The organism is Aquibacillus halophilus (genome assembly GCF_009649745.1).
GTDB lineage: Bacteria > Bacillota > Bacilli > Bacillales > Amphibacillaceae > Aquibacillus > Aquibacillus halophilus.
This window is the reverse complement of sequence record NZ_WJNG01000012.1, coordinates 12,807-31,003: the sequence shown is the minus strand read 5'-3', so window position 1 is coordinate 31,003 and position 18,197 is coordinate 12,807. Positions and strand designations below refer to the sequence as shown.

Genomic DNA, 18,197 nt, shown 5'->3' with positions numbered 1-18,197 from the left:
TTAGTGAGTTATTATGGTGGTTATGGTTATGGCTACGGTGCTGGTGTAGGAGCTGGATATGGAGCTGCTCCAGTTGCAGGATATGGAGCTGGTGGCGGTTTTGCGTTAATCGTCGTCCTATTTATCTTGTTGATAATTGTTGGAGCTTCTTTCTATTAAGAAATGCTTTCCACCTATTGTTAGATGACAAAGGAAGCAACGCTTCCTTTGTCTTTAGGAGAAAATTAAGACAAGCACATCTGTCACATGCTAAGTCAATGAAATTTTAGACTCCTCAATAAGTAGTATTATTTCCCTTCATCGATTGAATTTTGTATCTCCTCATATATCCTGTTCTTGGCTATCACACCTTGTAACGTTTCATTATTAGAGGCATCCCTATCGAGAAAATAGGACGCAAATTGAAGACCTAATTAATTTTCTTTGTTAATTCTTTACTACCTTCTTTGATGGCATATGTTTCATAAAATATGCTCCTAACAGCAATAATAAAATCGTTAAGAACCAACTAATAATACCAAAAGAATTTAAAAGATAAGCTAAAATGTTTAGAATGGCTACTAAATATAAACAAATAGTTGTTAAAATCGGTTTGATTCCAGTAGTGCCCAATTCTTGCAGTTTCTTCATATTAAAATAAAGTGAGAAAAACAAAATTATGATTAGTGCCAACCATAAAAATGTAAACATAAATATCTCTCCTTTCTACTATATACATGGGTCGGGTACATCTCAAAATTTATGCAAAAAACTAGAATAATAGTTTTTATACACTGTTCAATCCCCTTTATATACTACTATGGAAATTGAGTACCTGATTAACTCTGAAATATCTTCAACTTAAATTCCATCACATACAGGGAGCAAACCCTGCATCACTAAAACTAGGGCAATAAAAAAAGCGCCCTAATTGGACGCCTTAGAATTTAAACATACACTGAATCGCAGATCTTTCATGATAACTCAATTGTGTTTCGAGGTTGGAATCAGATGGTTGTTGTACGTCTCTTTCTAATCTAAGTTTTAATTTCTTGAACTTTAACGTATGCCAATTGTACTTAATTCGAAAATATATTCTCTTCATAATATTCTCCTTAAATCCATAAATCGACGGAGTCCGTATTCGGGAACTGGCTAGCATAATCATTAAGACTTTAGCCCCTATAGTTTTGCGTCATCACCTTTCAGTGATTTTGCCTTTTCGTACAATTTATGAAGTATTATGTATGCTATTTATTATCCTAGAGTTCACTCCAAACTTTAATAGTCTTTTCCGCTCATTTATTTACCATTTATTTACTTAGTCTAAAATTACCCATTTTTAAATTCCAAAATAAAAAGGCGCTTAACCTGCGCCTAAAGGATGTCATCGATGGTATACCTTCCATTCTATAGTAACCGGCTACCTTAGTTTTCCTTAGGCCCTTGGCTTTGCGTCATTGCTTTTCAACAATTTTGCCTTTTATATAGGTATGGGATATTATTGATATTTTACTCGATCATATTTCCGTGCCACACTAGTGGAAGTACGGTCCAACTGCTTCCCTATATACTCAAAATTACTTCCGGTAGAAAGTAAATGCAGCATAAATTTGACCTCATTTGTAGTCCATGACTTATACTTATTCTTGTTCTGTTTATTGTTTGCTCTTGCTTTTTCAACCCATTCAGGTTCAGGTACAATGGTTTGACGTTCAATTTTAGAGAAGTCTATCTTTTCTTTATTGATGGATGCCCAACACCAAAATTCTTCCTGACTAATAAAGTAAAATTTCCTTGTTGATCTTGTTACTCTTCTTTTACAGAGTAATCCGTGATTTTCTATCCACAACTTCACTGTTTTAGCGTCCACTTTTAATAGATTAGCAAGCTGGTGCATGGTAAGGTTTCCAGCATAAGCTTTAGTGTTCGCTAATCCTAATCGCTTCAACTTTAACAAAACTGCTGTTTCCGTTCTGTTTAGCTTTTTGGCTATCGTCGGGACTTTTAATACACCAATATTCTCCCTAATAAATTGAATTTCTTCACCTGTCCAGTATTTTTTTTTCATGATTAACTCCTTTTCATTCTTAAGATTCTAAGAATGAAAGGCTAACTCATGATGACATGTTGTTATAAATATACCACTCTATTCATTTATATTAAACAATAAGTGACAAAATTCCTTTATTTACATCATATTTCTTAAAAACTAAACAACACATTTTAGTTGATTGCATAAGGTTGAAAGCATTGTTAGTAGTTTAGTAAACCGCAATATCATTCATTCCATCCTGATTTCCCAGATACAATGCCTAACTCATTATGAATGAGTACACAGATATATTAGGAGCTGATGAAATGTCAGATTTATTTACTACGAAAAAATTGTTCCTTTTATTATAAACTCTCGCAAGAGATTCATATTAGTTCATCGATTCTAATTATAGACAAGTGCTAGTTAGGTATAATCTACCGTTCCCTTCATAAAATTTATTAATGGTGGAGATGAGGTGTAAAAAATGAACAATCTTATTACTGGCAAGTCGCTTAGTCAAGCTTGAATAAAGATGTTTGCAGTATTATAGGTCAAAGAACCACTTCTACTATGCTGTAATGACAAAGAGAGTAGGCAGTGATCTCATTATCGAACTTAATTAATAACGTACTTAAGTGCCTACGTGTAACGATGTGGGAACTCTAATTAAATATATATAGTTCTGTTGATCAAACATGTAACATTTGCAGGTAGGATATTTGTTCAAGGTGCAGTACTTGTAGGAGTAAAAATTGTGAACAAAAGGAATTCTTGCTTCATATCGATGAAGATTATTAAAAATTAAACTGGGAGGGATAGTTATGTTTTTGTTAATATCACTTGGATTACTAATAATTATAGCGATTATATTCTTATTTACTCGTAGAACTAAGGACACAGTACTTCAAAGTATGACAGTTGGAAAATTTTTAGATTATAAGTCAAATATAGAGCCTAACGAATCAAAGAATGGAGGGGTGATAGATACGATTAATGATTTCTTTGATGATGGTAGCGGCAACAATGGTGGCTCCGACGGTGGCGAAGGTGGTGATGATCTTTAATGTCGGATGGATGATGGAAGGTAATATCCAAATAATCTTAGTTTAATCTAATAGGAAAGATATTAAATGGCAATTAATTCGCCAATGGAAGCGACATGATCATGATTATCATATTGCTTCCAGTTATGGCATCAATTTATCATGAGCCTTATCAGTTGAACTCTTATTGTTTAGGCACTGGATTGTGATGAAAAGCCCTCTGTAAAAAGACTCCTTTTTCAAGATGGATAACCTCGAATTTTTAATAAGTGCTTCCGTGTTACGGTTTAAATGGCAACCATCGCAAAGCCTTTTCCATACTGGCGTTGCTATGTCCTGTATCTCTCCCAGAAACTTATTATTTAATCGAACATGTTCTAGAAGTAATATTTTCGCACCAGATTTACTAACACGTTGTATTTCTTCAAGAGCCTTGGTTGGTTCAGGTATTGTACAGAAAACCAAGGTTCCAACAACAGAATCAAATGTATTATCTGCAAAGGGTAGCTTTTCCGCACCCACTAAATACGTCTGAATTGTTGTAGTGTACTTTCTCTTATGTGATCTATCACGCATCAGCGAGTTAGGTTCAATTGCATCTACTCGTATTGCATTTGTATAATATGGGAAATTAACTCCTGTTCCTGAACCAATTTCTAGTACTCTTCCAGTTGCATTATTAATTAATAGCTTTCTTCTTTTAGTTAGTTTAAGTTGTTCTAATGGCTTCATAGCCATATCGTACAACCAAGGGAACCATTTACTCACTTATATCACACTCCTTAAAGGGATTCTATTTTTTGAATAGCCGTTTAACGAATTTTACCTTCGATTTATTTGGTACTTCATCACTATATTCTGAAAATGTGCTCTTTCCTTTACTTTTTGATGCATAAAGCGCCTTATCTGCTTCTTTAATAAGAGTTTCCTTCGTCTTGCCTTTTTCTAGATAATAGGACATGCCTATACTTGTAGTTATTGAAATAGATTCTTCACCAACTACTATTGGATGTTTCATGGCATCAACAATAAGCTGACAACATTTTCTAGCCGTATCTTTGTCATTTAAATCAGGTAATACAACCTGGAATTCATCTCCACCCATTCTTGATACAGTATCGATATTACGAACATTTACCTGAATTCGTCTTGCAAACTCCTTAATTACTTCATCACCAACATCATGGCCAAATGAATCGTTAACATGTTTGAAGTTATCACAGTCTAGTAATAATAAAGCGGATGGTTTCCCTTTACGACTTGTCTCCTTCATTGCTGTTTCTAAACAATCGTTAAATAAAGTACGATTTGGAAGTCCTGTTAGCTCATCATATAAAGCCATCGTTTTCAATTCTGACTCTCTTTTCATTCGATTTGAGGTGTCTCTTGATACAAAAACAATCTGCTCTACATTGCCGTCTGAATTTAAGACTAAACCACCATGTGACTGAATCCAGATGATTTCACCGTTCTTGTTCAGTCTTCGATACTCTATTTCATCCGATTTACCACTTTCAATCATACGATTCATACAGGATCTGACGTTAGACATGTCATCTTGATGAACAAAGGAAAGAAAAGACTTTCCAATAAAGAAGTCTGGTTTCAACCCTAATATTTGTTGATGGGAAGGAGAAGCATAAATTATTTGTCCCTGTCGGTCAGTAACAGTAATAAGATCGTTAGAGCTTTCAACTATAATGCGATATCTTTCTTCACTTTCATGTAATCTCTCTTTTAATTCATCCATTTTAGTAATATTTTTATATACTGCAATACCTCCAGTCATCTTACCATCAACCATAACAGGAGTGTATGAAGACAAAATATGAATGATATCGCCATTTTTTGATTTTCTTTCAGAGTAGTGATTTTCAATGACCTCTCCATTTTTTAATCGATTCATAATCTCTGAAAAATCATTTTCCTTCGGCAGGATGCTCATAGCTGGATAGTTAAATACTTCTTCAACAGACCATCCAAACATTTTTGCAAAACTCGGATTTACGGTTTGATATTCACCATCCTTATCAAAAGTAAAAACGGCATCCGCAACGTTGTTGAAGATCAATTCAAATTGCTCCTTTACACGTTGTAATTCTTTTTCACGATTCTTTTGTTCTGTAATTTCCCTGGTTATAGATATAATTCGCTCACATTCTCCATTGTCATTGAATACAGGAGTAACCCTTGACTCCACCCATCCTAATCTTTTCTCATTAGAGTTATCTTTTAGAGGGAACTCTATTTTTTCTTCATAGACTACAACCTCTTTGGCATCAATAGCCTGATGATATCTATCTGTAATCACCTTTGCAGAAAAAGGAGACATTATGTCATCTATTGATTTACCTACAAAGTCCATAGGAAACTGGAGTATGTCAATGGCTACTTGATTCGCAGCTACATATCGGAATACTCCTTCATCGTCTATAGACATTAAAAAGACCATATCTGAAATGCTGTTAAATATTAAATCAAAATTTTTAAAGTTTTTTAATTTGGCAAACATTATAACTTCTCCTTAGGTAATACATATCTTTTAATAACGATCGTCTCACCTTGAATCAGACTTAGTTTAGTATTATAACAAATAACCAAACAGCATCATACCGTTTTCAAGGTACTTGTAACTTCTAACCATTGATAAGTTGGATATCGTTTTCCATGTTCCATGTACAAATACTTGTAAATATACCAACAACTAAAATCGTAATAGCGGAGAGATAAAATGCCTGAAAGGAAATTAGCAATCCACCCAAACAAATAATAAGGGCGTCAAAAATAAAGATAAATATTCCAACATTGATTTTATATTTTGTTGATAAAAATTGGGCTAAAAGATCAGTTCCTCCAGTGCTGGTTCTCTGACGAAGCATGATGCCAATCCCTAGACCAATAAGTATTCCGCCTAAAATAGAGCTTAGGATTGGTGGAATTGGAAAGCTTACTATAATCGAATAATGAAGTCTTGATAAAAAATCTATCATAAATGAAGATAATAACATACCGTGTAGACTGTTATAAAAATAAGCTCTATTATAAACCCAAGCTAAAACAAAAATAGGTACACTTAAACAAATAATGGCTAGTCCAGCTTGAATTCCTGTCAAATAATTTATAATTAATCCTAACCCTATCACTCCACCATCTAGAAGTTTAAATGGCACCAAGAACAGGTTAATTCCTACCGAAAGTAGTATACTTCCCAAAATAATCGCAGCTGCTTTTTTAACGAAAAACATATAAATTACTCATCTCCATTTTTAGGACATGTTTATTTATATGTAAGAATATCTATTATATTGATATTTGCTACGCAAATAAGTTTTACACCCTGATTATGACCTTTTCCTTATACAAAGGCTCTTTCAAAAAAACTTGTTTTTGACAGAAAATCTATAGACTCCGACGTAACTTATATCTATCTATTTATTCATCATTTATATGTGCTTTCTACAATCGCTTCAGCAAATCCCGCAGGACAAGAAAACGCTTCGAAAGCGATACATCGCACGCAGAAAAAGTGTTTTCCTTTTTCAAGGAAGTGGTTTTCTTCCGAGGAAGTTGAAGCGTTGCCCGCGGAAAGCGACTGCCCGGAGCGCAAAACAACTAGTAGATACGACCCAATTTTCATCAATAGCTGCTACAAACAACACAAAAATAACCTATTTAAAAAATGTCAAACATTCTAAATCCGACAATAATAATAGCTGCATCTGCAAAGATGTGAATAATCCAGGAGTTCATAAAACCCTTTGAATTCGCGTTTAACCAATTAAAGAGCATTCCAATTGCAAATAAAGCTATCGTGCATAGTATTATCAACCAAATATTAAACCACGTTTTAAATATAGCAATATGGTAAAGAGCAAATAATAAAGATGAAAATAAGTAGGCAGTTTTTTTATAATTAGTATGATATAAGTTTTTGAAAATAAAACCTCTGAAAAATAACTCTTCTAATAGTGAGTTCCCAAATGTGATGTACAAGCCTATAAAAATAAAGTTAGAAGCAGTAATATCTGATTTTTCCCTTAGTTCGGATGCAATACTGTTAAAATCAACGAAGCTCCCAAGAAAAAAATAGGCAATAAGAATTATAGTAAAAGTTGAAATGGCAAAGATCCATGATAGTTTAGAAGGATTATGTAGTAATGTCTTCCAATTTAAATAGTGGGTGAATTTTATCTTTTTCACAAAATAAACATAGCCGATTGGAATGACAACAAAAAAGCACACTTTGAGGATAGTTTGAAGTGCATAGTTAACCTCAACTATTTGGGTTAGGAAATATAAAGTTAAGCACGCGACAACTGATAGAATGATAACATAGACAATCTCTCTCATAGTAAGACCCCTTTAAAAGGATTCCACAACAGAAAGTGGAACCAGATTAATTAAGGAACTACTTCTATTTTCCCCTAGTAATTCCTCTATTAATATAAACGAATTAAGTGTGCAATTAGTTACATCTTTAAATTAAGTCTTTTCATATTTATTTATTTCACCTAAAAGGAATAAATTTGAGTATAGGTTATCCAACTGTTTTTAGCTTTCTGTATCCTTTTTTGCTCACAATCCTTCGCTAATAAAATATATTGATACAGAGGAATATTAATCTTTCTCATATTTGTTCTATAGAGAGGTGAAAAAATGCCGTATGAAATAAAAAGAGACTATATAAATTTTGGAAATTCTAGGTCTGGCCAAGACCTAGCTGATGTTCAGTTCATCGTTAGTCATGACACAGGAAACCCGGGCTCTTCCGCTTATGCAAATAGGAATTATTTTGAAAATGTTGATCCAGTTGCTTCGGCTCACACGTTTATAGATGACAATAACATATTAGAAATTATTCCGTTGGATGAAAAGGCTTGGCACGTCCGCTACAATGTAGGAACTGATAATCGAATCTATGGTGAGGATGCAAATGATGCAGCAATTGGAGTCGAGCTAGCATATGGTGGAAGCATTAATTTTGATGAAGCCTATAAAAGATATGTTTGGTACCACGCCTATCTCGTAGATAAATACGACTTAGATCCAAGTGAAGATATTATCGCCCACAGTACCTTAGACCCTTCACGTCGAACAGATCCCCAAAATGCTTTAAATAGACATGGGATATCTTGGAGTGATTTTATCAATGATGTAGAACGTGCCTATGACCAACTTCAAGGTAATGAAGAGGGATCCGAATCAGTTGTAAGAGGATCATCTGTTAACTTACCTCTAGACATAGGTGATGGAGGTTCGCTAGTTCGTGAGGTTCAACAAGACTTGATTAAAGCAGGATTCAGTCTACCGATCTATGGTGTTGATGGACAATACGGACCCGAAACACAACGAGCTGTATTAAAGTTTCAGAGAGAATATGGATTGTTAGTAGATGGACTTGTTGGACCTCAAACGCTGAATAAATTAAAAGAAGTAGTAAGTAGCAGTAAAAGAATAGACGACTTTCCATTACCAGATGTAACGCTACGAAGAGGAGACAATGGTTCTGAAGTAAAACAGTTGCAACGCGCTTTAAAAGAAATCAATTTTGATCCAAAACTAATTGATGGGATATATGGTCCATTAACTGAGGATGCAGTTAGAAGATTTCAATCCATGTACGCCGCGCTAGCGAACGATGGCATCTATGGGCCAAACACTAGAAGGTATATTCAAATGGAATTAGATGACTAATTTCGATGATTTTCTTTTGTTGTTATCAAAAGAAAAAAAAGTCTTCCACTAATAATTAGTGGAAGACTTTTTAGATTAATCCAAAAGTAACAGGTAGGATTTTTTCGAAGAAGCAATAATCAATCCAAACAAAAAACTAGTAGAGACACTTTTCTTCTAGCTACCACGTTTGCACCATAAGGTTCTCTTAGATTCTGTTATGAATAAGTCAATTGTCCAATTTGCGTGATTGATTGTCTAAGACATTCATGGATTTATAGTTATTTAGTGGCATTAGCCATTCCTTATTGATTCTAACTCCATATGATGTATTAAAGATAAGGAGGTGACTGAATTGAGTGGAGGATACTTCGGTGGAAACAACAGTTTTATTTTACTAGTAGTTCTTTTTGTCCTCTTGATTATCGTTGGTAACAACTACCCTACTGGTGGTGGTTACGGCGGTACAGGAGGAGGATACGGTTATTAATTAAGCATTTTCAGGGTTTAAGTAACCTTTTAACTTCGAGCACGAAAGGAGGTGAAATAATGGGTTACGCAGGATTCGGTGGAAACAACAGTTTTATTTTGTTAGTAGTACTGTTTGTTCTATTGATTATTGTTGGTAATAACTACCCTATCGGTGGAGATTATTAAAATCAGCAAATCACCATTTTCAAAAAGTTTTATAAAAAGAGCCATAACCGCCAGATGTGCTCATTCAACACTACTCCTCTGTTGAACGGATAAAAGGAAGGGCTGCACCCCCTTCCTTTTTTATGTGTGTTATTCTATATAAAGTGTACAAAATTTATTGATCTATTTAAGAGGCAGTTCCCTTCAGCAGTAGTTGTGGCTAGCTCACTATTTTCGAAATCCACATAGAATTAAATTGTTTCGGTGGAAACAACAGTTTTATTTTTTAGTCAAAAATAAACTTGGTAAAGGGAATTACTGATAATAGCCTCTAGATAACTGCCTCATACCCACAGAGTATGTTAATAAAATACATTTGTGTGGGTATTTTCCTTACCTAGAATTAAAAAAATGAAATTGAATTAAAAAGTTACTTAATTATAGAAAATGGATTGATATTTAAAATTTGATACAGATAAATTTAACTATCGTGTGTTGATGGAATAAACTTACATTTTACTAACTATCAATCGGTTTCTAAATAAATAGTGATGTCATCTAACAAAAAAAGCTTTCCACTGTTATGGAAAGCTTTTATCTAACACACTAATAAAATTTCACGTCTTAAAAATCAGGCTACATTTTGCGGCTGTTTTCGTGCTAGACACATAATTCCTGCAATTAAATAAAATATTCCCGCGATAATTCCTAATCCAAATGTAACAAAAGACCCGACTACAGCTAAGATAATAAAAATTATACCAGCAACTTTTGGCATTTTATTACCCTTAACAAGGATAATAGCAACAATCCCTAAGACAAACGCAACAAGAGAAGCAATTAAAAAGAACCATCCGCCACTGCTCAGTGAGTCAACAAAGCCCTCAAAACTACCAACACTTACGCTTGGATCTAGCTCGCTCGTCGTTTCATCAAAAATCTCCTGTAACAATCCTTCATTATTGGTTAGCCAAACCATTGCACCACCTAATGCGACAAGAAGACCATAAAGTAATACCCCAATAATACCCAAGACAATTTCACCTGTTCTGTTCATGCAAAAACCTCCTTTTTAGAATTTATTAACCAGCATACTTGCTTATTCAATAATCTTTCAAAGAACCCACTATCATGCAAACATACAAAACAATATTTCTATTTAAATGGTACATTATTCTAACGGTTCGTAAAAGGAAAAGTTTCATTTTATGCTGTTTTTTATAATTTCCCTCCAAATTCCGTACAACTCCTAGTAATGACCCATTCTTATTATTACTGTCAATTTGGATTTTTACATAATTTCCACTCTATAGATAACAACAGAGACTGCAAGTATGTCAGTCTCTGTTGTACTTAAATATCTTTTCTTGATCTAATAAGCCATACTGCTATCATGATAATACTTGAACTCCAGTAAATTATTAGCTGGATCGATTAGGAAGAACGTCATGTGTTCTTCCTGTTTCCCCTCAAATCTTACCATCGGATCCTTAAAGAACGGAAGCTGCTCTTGAATAGCAAATTCTAATGCACTATCGTATTCTTCTTTTTCTAAAAAAGTAATCCCATAGTGACGCGGATACATTTTTGGTTTTGTATCAATATTGTTTGGACTTAAGTGACATACGACCTGGTCACCAAAGAAGTCAAACGTGACACGATCATCATACCTTCTAGCAAGCTTACAACCTAATTTTTCATAAAATTCTACCGTTTCATTTAATTCCTTACACGGGATAGCTAAGTGAAACACTTTATTTGTTTTTCTCATTATATTTCTCCTCATTATAGGTGTTTATATTAAAATAGGGACTAAATGTTAAAGGTGTCTGATCTAAGGCCTAACCTTAGTGTCTCTAATGAGATTACGTCAGATAAAGCTATATTTGCAAGATTGACGTTGCTCCCAACATGATCGATAAAAAATGTTTGCATTTTTTTATTTGGTGCTTCAAAGATAAGTTTTTCGATTGGGATACCAGAATCAAGAATTTCATCAAAGATATCTGTTCGAATGTCACCATCCTCGTGACACATTCCACTCGTACCACTTTCTCTTGCCTCAGTAATAACTTTCGTGGCACCAGCTTCAATATCTTCATGAATATTTTCAAGCCATTCGGAAGATTCTTGGTCTTTAGCTTTTGATGAATCTTTATCACCAACCTCACTAAAAACGGTGAACTCATTAGAAAACTGCCTAATAAATCTCGCTTTCTCACTATTAGAAATATCAATTGTTCCGTTTGAAATTTCAACATAATTACAGTTATATTTCTTACAATAATCATAGTAATTTCCGACTCTGTCACGGCTTAAAAATTTTTCAAATAAGGTTCCGCCGAAAAAAAAGTCAATACCATGCTCTCGTAAAGATTCTATCTTTTGTTCCAAAAAACTCGTAACTAGTGATGTTCCCCAACCAAACTTCACTAGATCAATATAATCTCTTGAACTATGAATCGTATCGATGAATAAATTCAAGGGAGCTCCATTATCAATAAGAACTGTTAATCCTTTTTGTCTTGGTTTCACTTCCCTTGTTGGCAAAATTAAACCTGTTTCCATCATACTGAACCCTCTCAATCGTTGGTATTTTACTAGCATGATCCACCTTCATTACAAAATCCGTATTTAGTTCTCTTATACACTGAAAGATGTCTTCATATTGAAATGCTTTGTTCTCTCTGTCATAAAACTTTGCAGCCACATGAGATTGCTTTATTCTATCCACTACCTCTCGTGCTGAAATTGAACTGGAATCTTCTATTAAACTTTTTATATATTCCGCACAAGCAAGATCATCATCTCCACTCGGATGGGAGGCAATGATATTAATCGTTTCTTCTTCTCCTGTTATTCTTTCTTTAACAAATTCTGCTGTGTTTCTTGCATTGGTAAAACCAGTAACAAATACACTATCTGATTTTAAGCAATTCAGAGTAGCTCGAACTCCGTTGGTTGTCTTTTGGACAAGTACTTTTCCTGTAAGATTTTTTTCTTGGATATGATAAGGGGAATTATCTAAGTCAAACCCTTTAATTGCTAAACCAGCTACTTCACCTGCCAACAGATACTCAGGATGTTCTTTTTTAATCTGAAAAGCTTGCTCGACTGTCTCTGCTAGTAAAATCCGACTAACGCCTTGTAAAAAAGCATAGTGAGCTACCGTAAATGCTCGAATCACATCAATAACAATCGTGGTATCAGCTACAGTGGGTGGGACTGTTCTTCCCTGATAAATGTTAATCTTCATCAGATCTTCTCCTAATCTTTCTGAATGTTTTTTAAAAAAACGAGAAATATCCACTACAAAGTGAGGACCCATTACAAAAAGTATATTCGCCTAGCCTATATTCGTTACTCATTTTAATGAGCACAGAAATAGGCTTTTACATTTTGAACAATCTATTAACAATTGAATACATTGACTTTAAGGCAAATACCTATTTAGAAATTTATATTTTACAAAAAGGGAATTGTCAAAATTACTATTAAATGAGGGTAAAAAATGAATGAAAAACTTGTCTATGAAAACTGGGATGATCAGGTTCAACAAGGACTTAACAAAGACCTAAAAGACTTCATGGATGTAATCAAATGGGCCTACCGAGTATATGGGGATAAAATATTATACTCTTGTAGCTTTGGAGCAGAGGGAATAGTTTTGATTGATCTAATTTCTAAGGTTGATCCAAAGGCAACTGTTGTCTTCTTAGATACAGATCTACATTTTAAAGAAACCTATTCCCTCATAGATGAAATTAAAAAAAAATATCCTGAACTTAAAATAAAAATGATTAGGCCTTCACTCACCCTGGAACAACAAGCAGATAAATATGGTCACAACTTGTGGGAAAGAGATCCAAATCTTTGCTGTCATACCAGAAAGATCAAACCCCTCGAAAATGAACTATCTCATGTGGATGCTTGGATTTCCGGGTTAAGACGCGACCAATCCTTTAGTAGAAGAAATACTGAATATGTTAACAAAGATAACACGTTCAAACGAGTTAAAATTTGTCCATTAATTCATTGGACATGGGACGATGTTTGGAGTTACATCGAGCTAAACAACTTGCCTTATAACGCACTTCATGACAACAACTACCCAAGCATTGGTTGTGAAAAATGCACAACGCAAGTGCTAAAGGCGGCGGATACCCGATCTGGGAGATGGGCAACTGCTGAGAAAACTGAATGTGGGCTGCACCAGCCTAAATAGGAGCTGTTTAGATTGATATTAACAATACTCGCATGTCTGATTGCTTTATTTTTTGCTATCAATATAGGTGCAAGTGGTGCAGCAGCTTCGATGGGGATTGCATACGGATCCGGTGCGGTAAAACGTAAACGAATAGCATTACTGATTTGTGGCAGTGGAGTATTTTTCGGTGCAATATTAGGGGGCGGAGAAGTTGTTAAAACACTAGGATCAGAGATCATTCCAGAGAGTATCATATCGATTAACATCGCCCTGATCATTCTTATCTCTGCTGCTATATCGCTGTTTATTGCTAATTTAAGTGGGATTCCATTATCAACTAGTGAGGTCACTGTTGGAGCAATCGTAGGCGTTGGTATTGCTTTCCAAGTATTATTTGTTAAGACACTGTTGGTTATAGTAATGTACTGGATTCTTATACCATTGATAGCCTTTTTATTAGCATTTGTAACTAATAAAGTGGTTAAGGTAACTGAGAGAAAATTCACCTTTCTTTCTAGAGGTAGAGGCCCTAAGCTTTTAGCGCTATTAGTAATTGTAACTGGATTTCTAGAAGCATTTTCAGCTGGAATGAATAATGTTGCGAATGCCGTTGGACCTCTTGTTGCTACCGGAATCATTACCATTGAACAAGGAACATTCAGTGGGGGCCTCTTTGTTGCATTGGGTGCGATCTTTTTAGGTGGAAAAGTACTCGAGACAAATGGTAAAAAAATCACCAAACTAAGCCTATTACAGGGAAGCGCAGTCTCTGGCATTGGGGCTACTTTAGTCATTATCGCGTCTCTATTTGGCATTCCTATTCCACATACTCAAGTAACGACTTGCAGTATCTTAGGGGTTGGGGCATCAGATAAAGGTAGACAAATTTGGCAAAAAGCCATCATCGGTAAATTAATTAAAACATGGGTGATTTCGCCACTCTTTTCGCTTGTTATTTCTTATAACTTAGTGAAATTGTTCGTAGATTTCGATTTTTCTGGAGTAGCGATATTGTTTGTGTTTATTGCAATGGTTTATGCAATAGGTTTATGGAAACCAGCGACGAAAGCTCATCCGATATATAAAGAGAAGGTCGCAATAAAGAAAATAGGAGGAAATTAATATGATTAAACCCCATGGAGGTTTACTAATTAACAGAGTTGATACAGATTACCAGGTGGATGGTAGGAATAAGCAGGTTCACCTTGATCAAATCGCTTTAAGTGATTTGGAATTACTTGCAATTGGGGGATATAGTCCATTAACTGGATTTATGAATATGGAAGATTATCAATCTGTCATCGAAACAATGCGTCTTGAAAATGGTCTTCCATGGAGCATTCCAATTACATTACCTGTTAGTGAAGATACAGCCAGCGATATCGAAATCGGTAGTACAGTCAATTTGGTTCATGACAATACCGTTTATGGAGTAATGACTGTAACTGATATGTATATTCCTGATAAACACAAAGAAGCAGAAAAAGTCTATCAAACAATTGATGCCGAACACCCCGGAGTAAAAAAATTACTAGAACGTCCAAATGTCTATTTAGGTGGACCAATTACGTTAGTTAACTATCCGCAAAAAAATAGATTCGCAGCCTTTTATTTAGAACCTAGTGAAACTAGAGAAGCGTTTCGTCAGCTGGGTTGGAAAACAACGGTAGGATTTCAAACCCGAAACCCTGTACACCGTGCGCATGAATATATTCAAAAAACTGCATTAGAGTCGGTGGATGGCTTACTACTTCACCCACTAGTTGGGGAAACAAAAGCTGGTGATATACCTAGTGAGTTAAGGATGGAATGCTATCATGTTTTACTAGAAAACTACTATCCAAACGATCGTGTTTTCTTATCTGTATTTCCAGCAGCGATGAGATATGCTGGACCGAGAGAAGCAATATTTCATGCAATAGTTCGTAAAAATTATGGGTGCACCCACTTTATTGTTGGCCGTGATCATGCCGGTGTAGGTGATTATTATGGGACATATGATGCACAAAAAATCTTTAATAATTTCTCCGAAGAGGAAATTGGGATAAAGATTTTTCGGTTTGAAAATAGCTTTTACTGCAATAAATGTGAAAGTATGGGAACATCAAAAACCTGTCCCCATGATATAGAGCACCACGTTTCCTTATCTGGAACCAAGGTCAGAGCAATGCTGAAGGAAGGGAAGCTACCTCCAAAACAATTTAGTCGACCAGAAGTGGCTAATAAACTTATTGAAGGTATGTCAAAAACTTTAACGGAAGCGGGGCAATAATATATGTTACAAAAAAACATTGTATGGCACACAACCGAAATTACGAAAGCGGATCGACAAAAGCTAAACAAACATAAAAGCTGTGCCTTGTGGTTTACCGGCTATTCAGGTTCAGGAAAATCAACTTTAGCAAACGAGTTAGATTTTCAATTATATTCTTTAGGGAAAAAAAGCTATGTCTTAGATGGTGACAATGTAAGACATGGTCTAAACAAAGAATTAGGATTCAGTCAAAAAGATCGGGTAGAGAATATTCGAAGAGTTGGAGAAGTAGCAAAACTGTTTGTCGACAGTGGTCAAATCGTGATGACCGCCTTCATTTCCCCCTATCGAAAGGATCGGGAACAAATCAGACAAATCTTTGGTCAAGATGAATTTATTGAAGTATTTATCGATTGTCCATTCGAAATCTGTGAGATGAGAGATCCAAAAGGCTTGTATCAGAAAGCTAGAAAGGGAGAAATTAAAGATTTCACTGGAATTGATTCTCCTTATGAGCCACCAATCAATCCAGAGCTCACTATAAATACTGAGCAACATTCAGCCAGAGATGCTGCTAGATATATTATCAAATATCTCAAGGATAAAGGGATACTGTAGTTGCTCCCTTAGGAGGTAGTAAAGAAACAGAGAAACCGATATATGATAATCTGGGTTCTCATTTTTAAAATCACCATTTACAATAAAGGACCGGAACCCGTCACGAACGAGCCGAGGTGGAACCGGTACCTTTTTTCTTCATCGACTGTCGTTCACACTATTATTGGAAGTACATACTGTTTACAAATAAAACCTAATAAGCGCAAAAGAATAGCTCATTATAAAAGAAGTGCTTTCTATACTTTTTTAAAACTTTAGACATAAAACCATGCCGTTCAAAATAATCTAAATACCCCTGTTCGTCTTGTATATGATTTCCATTATCATTATTCTTCATAAACCAATTACTAATAGACTTTTCATTAGTAAAACAAGGTTCGATAATAATAACTTTACCTTCAATTGGATTTAGAATTCTTTGAAATTCTTTTATATACAATCCAATTTTAACTGGTGGGATATGATGTAATACTGCGACAATCAATATTATATCAATGGAAGAATCCTCTAATTGAATTTTATCATCTTTAAATACATTAAATGTGTACTCAGGATAAACACGTTGAGCATAAGAAATTCTTTTCATATCGGGATCGATACCATAATAATTACTAGGACTACACAATGCACAATTAGCTCCTGTGCCTGCACCGAAATCTAGGATTTTCTTATTTTCAAGATCAAAATGTTCTTTTACATTTTGATGTATATGTTTATGGGTGCTCCATTTTGGGCGTATAAGCTTATGGTACAAAACAGGCGATAACTCCATTAACCTACTCCTCTCATACTTTTATAGGAGTTAGTGTGTGTCTGAATTAAATCTAATTCTCATGTAAAATAATGGAATTATATGTTATAGAATACAACAGTTCTTTCTCCTTATTTGAGACTCTTTTCTTTTTTCAAAAATTGCATAGTTTTAAATAAATAGACAAACCATTGTATTATGTGGAATTTATCCTATGAGGTGTTATTATGTTACTTTTTATTGGACAAGTAATTATTATATATATTGTTTACATAGTAGCAATCAGAATTTTAGGGAAAACAGCCCTAGCTCAATTGACACCACAGGACTTTGGAGCAATTTTTTTCTTAGCCTATTTACTTTTCGGTTCGATTAAGATCCAGGGAATTTCGCAGGGTATAGTTGGGGTTATTGTTGTGGTGGTTATTTATTTGTCCATTTCAAAATTGAGCCTATGGAATAAGTTAAATAAACTTCTCATGGGCGAGCCCACCTTTTTAATTAAGAATGGAGAAATTATGCCAGCTAATTTAAGAAGTAGTCGCTACACATTGATGGAATTACTGTCATCTATCCGGACTGCTGGTTATTTAGATATCGACGAGGTAGATTATGCCTTGCTAGAACCCAATGGTAATATAAGTATTCTCTCACAAAATAATAGGGTTGCTAATACACAAAGTCAGTTAAATTTATCTACAGTTGATGAAGGATTCCCCATAGCAGTGATTGTTGAGGGAAAAGTTCAACTTAAAAACTTAAAGTCCATAATGAAAGATCATCAATGGTTAAAAGAAGAACTTCTAGCACAGGGACATAGTGATATTAAGAAAATCTTTCTAGCTACAGTAAAAGATAAAAATTATTTATTAAAAATTTACGCAGAACAATAATTTTTAACGTTGATTAGTGCTAAGTCACAATAGTTATAAGGTTATAAGTGTTATTCCAAGTGAAAAGATGACCTAGTATTATTCATAATAACAAAGGGATAATAT

At 34.6% G+C, this 18,197-nt stretch carries 22 protein-coding genes, 1 pseudogene and 2 riboswitches; of the genes and pseudogenes, 11 read left to right on the top strand and 12 right to left on the bottom strand.

The genetic code is table 11. The features are described 5' to 3' along the window. Positions 1–3: 3 nt before the first annotated feature. The gene (locus GH741_RS21780; RefSeq protein ID WP_338079464.1) at positions 4–159 is read left to right on the top strand and encodes a YjcZ family sporulation protein; all 156 of its coding nucleotides are present in this window, start codon (positions 4–6) and stop codon (positions 157–159) included. 267 nt (positions 160–426) lie between these two features. Here GH741_RS21780 and GH741_RS14555 read toward each other — a convergent pair whose 3' ends face one another. The 3 genes from GH741_RS14555 to GH741_RS14545 all read right to left on the bottom strand — a co-directional run bounded on the left by GH741_RS14555 (position 427) and on the right by GH741_RS14545 (position 2,050). Beyond that, positions 427–690, bottom strand: a complete 264-nt coding sequence (locus GH741_RS14555; RefSeq protein ID WP_170287636.1) for a hypothetical protein — start codon at positions 688–690, stop codon at positions 427–429. A 229-nt stretch (positions 691–919) separates the two neighbouring features. Beyond that, positions 920–1,084 carry a hypothetical protein gene (locus GH741_RS14550; RefSeq protein ID WP_153737486.1) on the bottom strand — a complete coding sequence of 55 codons (165 nt, stop codon included), beginning with the start codon at positions 1,082–1,084 and terminating at the stop codon, positions 920–922. Between the two features lie 38 nt (positions 1,085–1,122). After that, positions 1,123–1,208, bottom strand: a riboswitch (cyclic di-GMP riboswitch). A 182-nt stretch (positions 1,209–1,390) separates the two neighbouring features. Beyond that, a riboswitch (cyclic di-GMP riboswitch) is annotated at positions 1,391–1,470 on the bottom strand. A 10-nt stretch (positions 1,471–1,480) separates the two neighbouring features. Further along, positions 1,481–2,050, bottom strand: coding sequence for a DNA-binding protein (locus GH741_RS14545; RefSeq protein ID WP_153737485.1), 570 nt, complete (start codon positions 2,048–2,050; stop codon positions 1,481–1,483). Positions 2,051–2,838: 788 nt separating this feature from the next. Between GH741_RS14545 and GH741_RS14540 the strand changes: the two genes are divergently transcribed. Next, a complete protein-coding gene (locus GH741_RS14540) occupies positions 2,839–3,081 on the top strand; it encodes a hypothetical protein (RefSeq protein ID WP_153737484.1) in 243 nt (80 codons plus the stop codon). A gap of 123 nt (positions 3,082–3,204) precedes the next feature. Here GH741_RS14540 and GH741_RS14535 read toward each other — a convergent pair whose 3' ends face one another. The 4 genes from GH741_RS14535 to GH741_RS14520 form a co-directional block, all read right to left on the bottom strand. Further along, complete coding sequence (locus tag GH741_RS14535) at positions 3,205–3,828, bottom strand: class I SAM-dependent methyltransferase (RefSeq protein ID WP_338079463.1); 624 nt, start codon at positions 3,826–3,828, stop codon at positions 3,205–3,207. A 25-nt stretch (positions 3,829–3,853) separates the two neighbouring features. Then, on the bottom strand, positions 3,854–5,572 hold the full coding sequence (locus GH741_RS14530) for a sensor domain-containing protein (protein ID WP_153737483.1): 1,719 nt from the start codon (positions 5,570–5,572) through the stop codon (positions 3,854–3,856). Between the two features lie 124 nt (positions 5,573–5,696). Beyond that, positions 5,697–6,305 carry a YitT family protein gene (locus GH741_RS14525; protein ID WP_153737482.1) on the bottom strand — a complete coding sequence of 203 codons (609 nt, stop codon included), beginning with the start codon at positions 6,303–6,305 and terminating at the stop codon, positions 5,697–5,699. A gap of 427 nt (positions 6,306–6,732) precedes the next feature. Then, entirely contained in the window at positions 6,733–7,410 is a 678-nt protein-coding gene (locus GH741_RS14520; protein ID WP_153737481.1) for a CPBP family intramembrane glutamic endopeptidase, read from the bottom strand. Between the two features lie 306 nt (positions 7,411–7,716). Between GH741_RS14520 and GH741_RS21955 the strand changes: the two are divergent. The 4 genes and pseudogenes from GH741_RS21955 to GH741_RS14505 form a co-directional block, all read left to right on the top strand. Next, positions 7,717–8,229 (top strand): annotated as a pseudogene (locus GH741_RS21955) (peptidoglycan recognition protein family protein); the annotation flags it as partial. Beyond that, complete coding sequence (locus GH741_RS22305; RefSeq protein ID WP_420809404.1) at positions 8,206–8,754, top strand: peptidoglycan-binding domain-containing protein; 549 nt, start codon at positions 8,206–8,208, stop codon at positions 8,752–8,754. The pseudogene GH741_RS21955 and the gene GH741_RS22305, both read left to right, overlap by 24 nt. Before the next feature lie 334 nt (positions 8,755–9,088). Beyond that, entirely contained in the window at positions 9,089–9,223 is a 135-nt protein-coding gene (locus GH741_RS14510; protein ID WP_153737479.1) for a YjcZ family sporulation protein, read from the top strand. A gap of 59 nt (positions 9,224–9,282) precedes the next feature. Then, positions 9,283–9,390 carry a YjcZ family sporulation protein gene (locus GH741_RS14505; protein ID WP_153737478.1) on the top strand — a complete coding sequence of 36 codons (108 nt, stop codon included), beginning with the start codon at positions 9,283–9,285 and terminating at the stop codon, positions 9,388–9,390. Between the two features lie 610 nt (positions 9,391–10,000). Here GH741_RS14505 and GH741_RS14500 read toward each other — a convergent pair. The 4 genes from GH741_RS14500 to GH741_RS14485 all read right to left on the bottom strand — a co-directional run bounded on the left by GH741_RS14500 (position 10,001) and on the right by GH741_RS14485 (position 12,625). Beyond that, a complete protein-coding gene (locus GH741_RS14500; RefSeq protein ID WP_153737477.1) occupies positions 10,001–10,426 on the bottom strand; it encodes a DUF4064 domain-containing protein in 426 nt (141 codons plus the stop codon). 315 nt (positions 10,427–10,741) lie between these two features. Then, a complete protein-coding gene (locus GH741_RS14495) occupies positions 10,742–11,140 on the bottom strand; it encodes a VOC family protein (protein WP_153737476.1) in 399 nt (132 codons plus the stop codon). Positions 11,141–11,181: 41 nt separating this feature from the next. Continuing rightward, positions 11,182–11,940, bottom strand: a complete 759-nt coding sequence (locus GH741_RS14490) for a phosphosulfolactate synthase (protein WP_153737550.1) — start codon at positions 11,938–11,940, stop codon at positions 11,182–11,184. Then, on the bottom strand, positions 11,867–12,625 hold the full coding sequence (locus tag GH741_RS14485) for a 2-phosphosulfolactate phosphatase (protein WP_153737475.1): 759 nt from the start codon (positions 12,623–12,625) through the stop codon (positions 11,867–11,869). The genes GH741_RS14490 and GH741_RS14485 overlap by 74 nt, the downstream gene beginning before the upstream one ends. 255 nt (positions 12,626–12,880) lie before the next feature. Here GH741_RS14485 and GH741_RS14480 point away from each other — a divergent pair, with 255 nt between their 5' ends. From GH741_RS14480 to cysC, 4 genes are read left to right on the top strand one after another with little or no spacing between them, the layout of a single operon-like run. After that, on the top strand, positions 12,881–13,594 hold the full coding sequence (locus tag GH741_RS14480) for a phosphoadenylyl-sulfate reductase (RefSeq protein WP_153737474.1): 714 nt from the start codon (positions 12,881–12,883) through the stop codon (positions 13,592–13,594). A 12-nt stretch (positions 13,595–13,606) separates the two neighbouring features. Then, positions 13,607–14,698: an inorganic phosphate transporter gene (locus tag GH741_RS14475; protein ID WP_153737473.1), complete on the top strand. Its 1,092-nt coding sequence runs from the start codon at positions 13,607–13,609 to the stop codon at positions 14,696–14,698. Next, positions 14,694–15,848 (top strand): sulfate adenylyltransferase, encoded by a 1,155-nt coding sequence (sat, locus tag GH741_RS14470; RefSeq protein ID WP_338079472.1) that lies wholly within the window; start codon positions 14,694–14,696, stop codon positions 15,846–15,848. The genes GH741_RS14475 and sat overlap by 5 nt, the downstream gene beginning before the upstream one ends. 3 nt (positions 15,849–15,851) lie before the next feature. Continuing rightward, entirely contained in the window at positions 15,852–16,448 is a 597-nt protein-coding gene (cysC, locus tag GH741_RS14465) for an adenylyl-sulfate kinase (protein ID WP_153737471.1), read from the top strand. A gap of 193 nt (positions 16,449–16,641) precedes the next feature. Here the strand turns inward: cysC and GH741_RS14460 are convergent, their stop codons facing one another. Then, the gene (locus GH741_RS14460) at positions 16,642–17,220 is read right to left on the bottom strand and encodes a class I SAM-dependent methyltransferase (RefSeq protein WP_153737470.1); all 579 of its coding nucleotides are present in this window, start codon (positions 17,218–17,220) and stop codon (positions 16,642–16,644) included. Between the two features lie 206 nt (positions 17,221–17,426). Here GH741_RS14460 and GH741_RS14455 point away from each other — a divergent pair, with 206 nt between their 5' ends. After that, entirely contained in the window at positions 17,427–18,092 is a 666-nt protein-coding gene (locus GH741_RS14455) for a DUF421 domain-containing protein (protein WP_153737469.1), read from the top strand. The last annotated feature ends 105 nt before the right edge of the window (positions 18,093–18,197 follow it).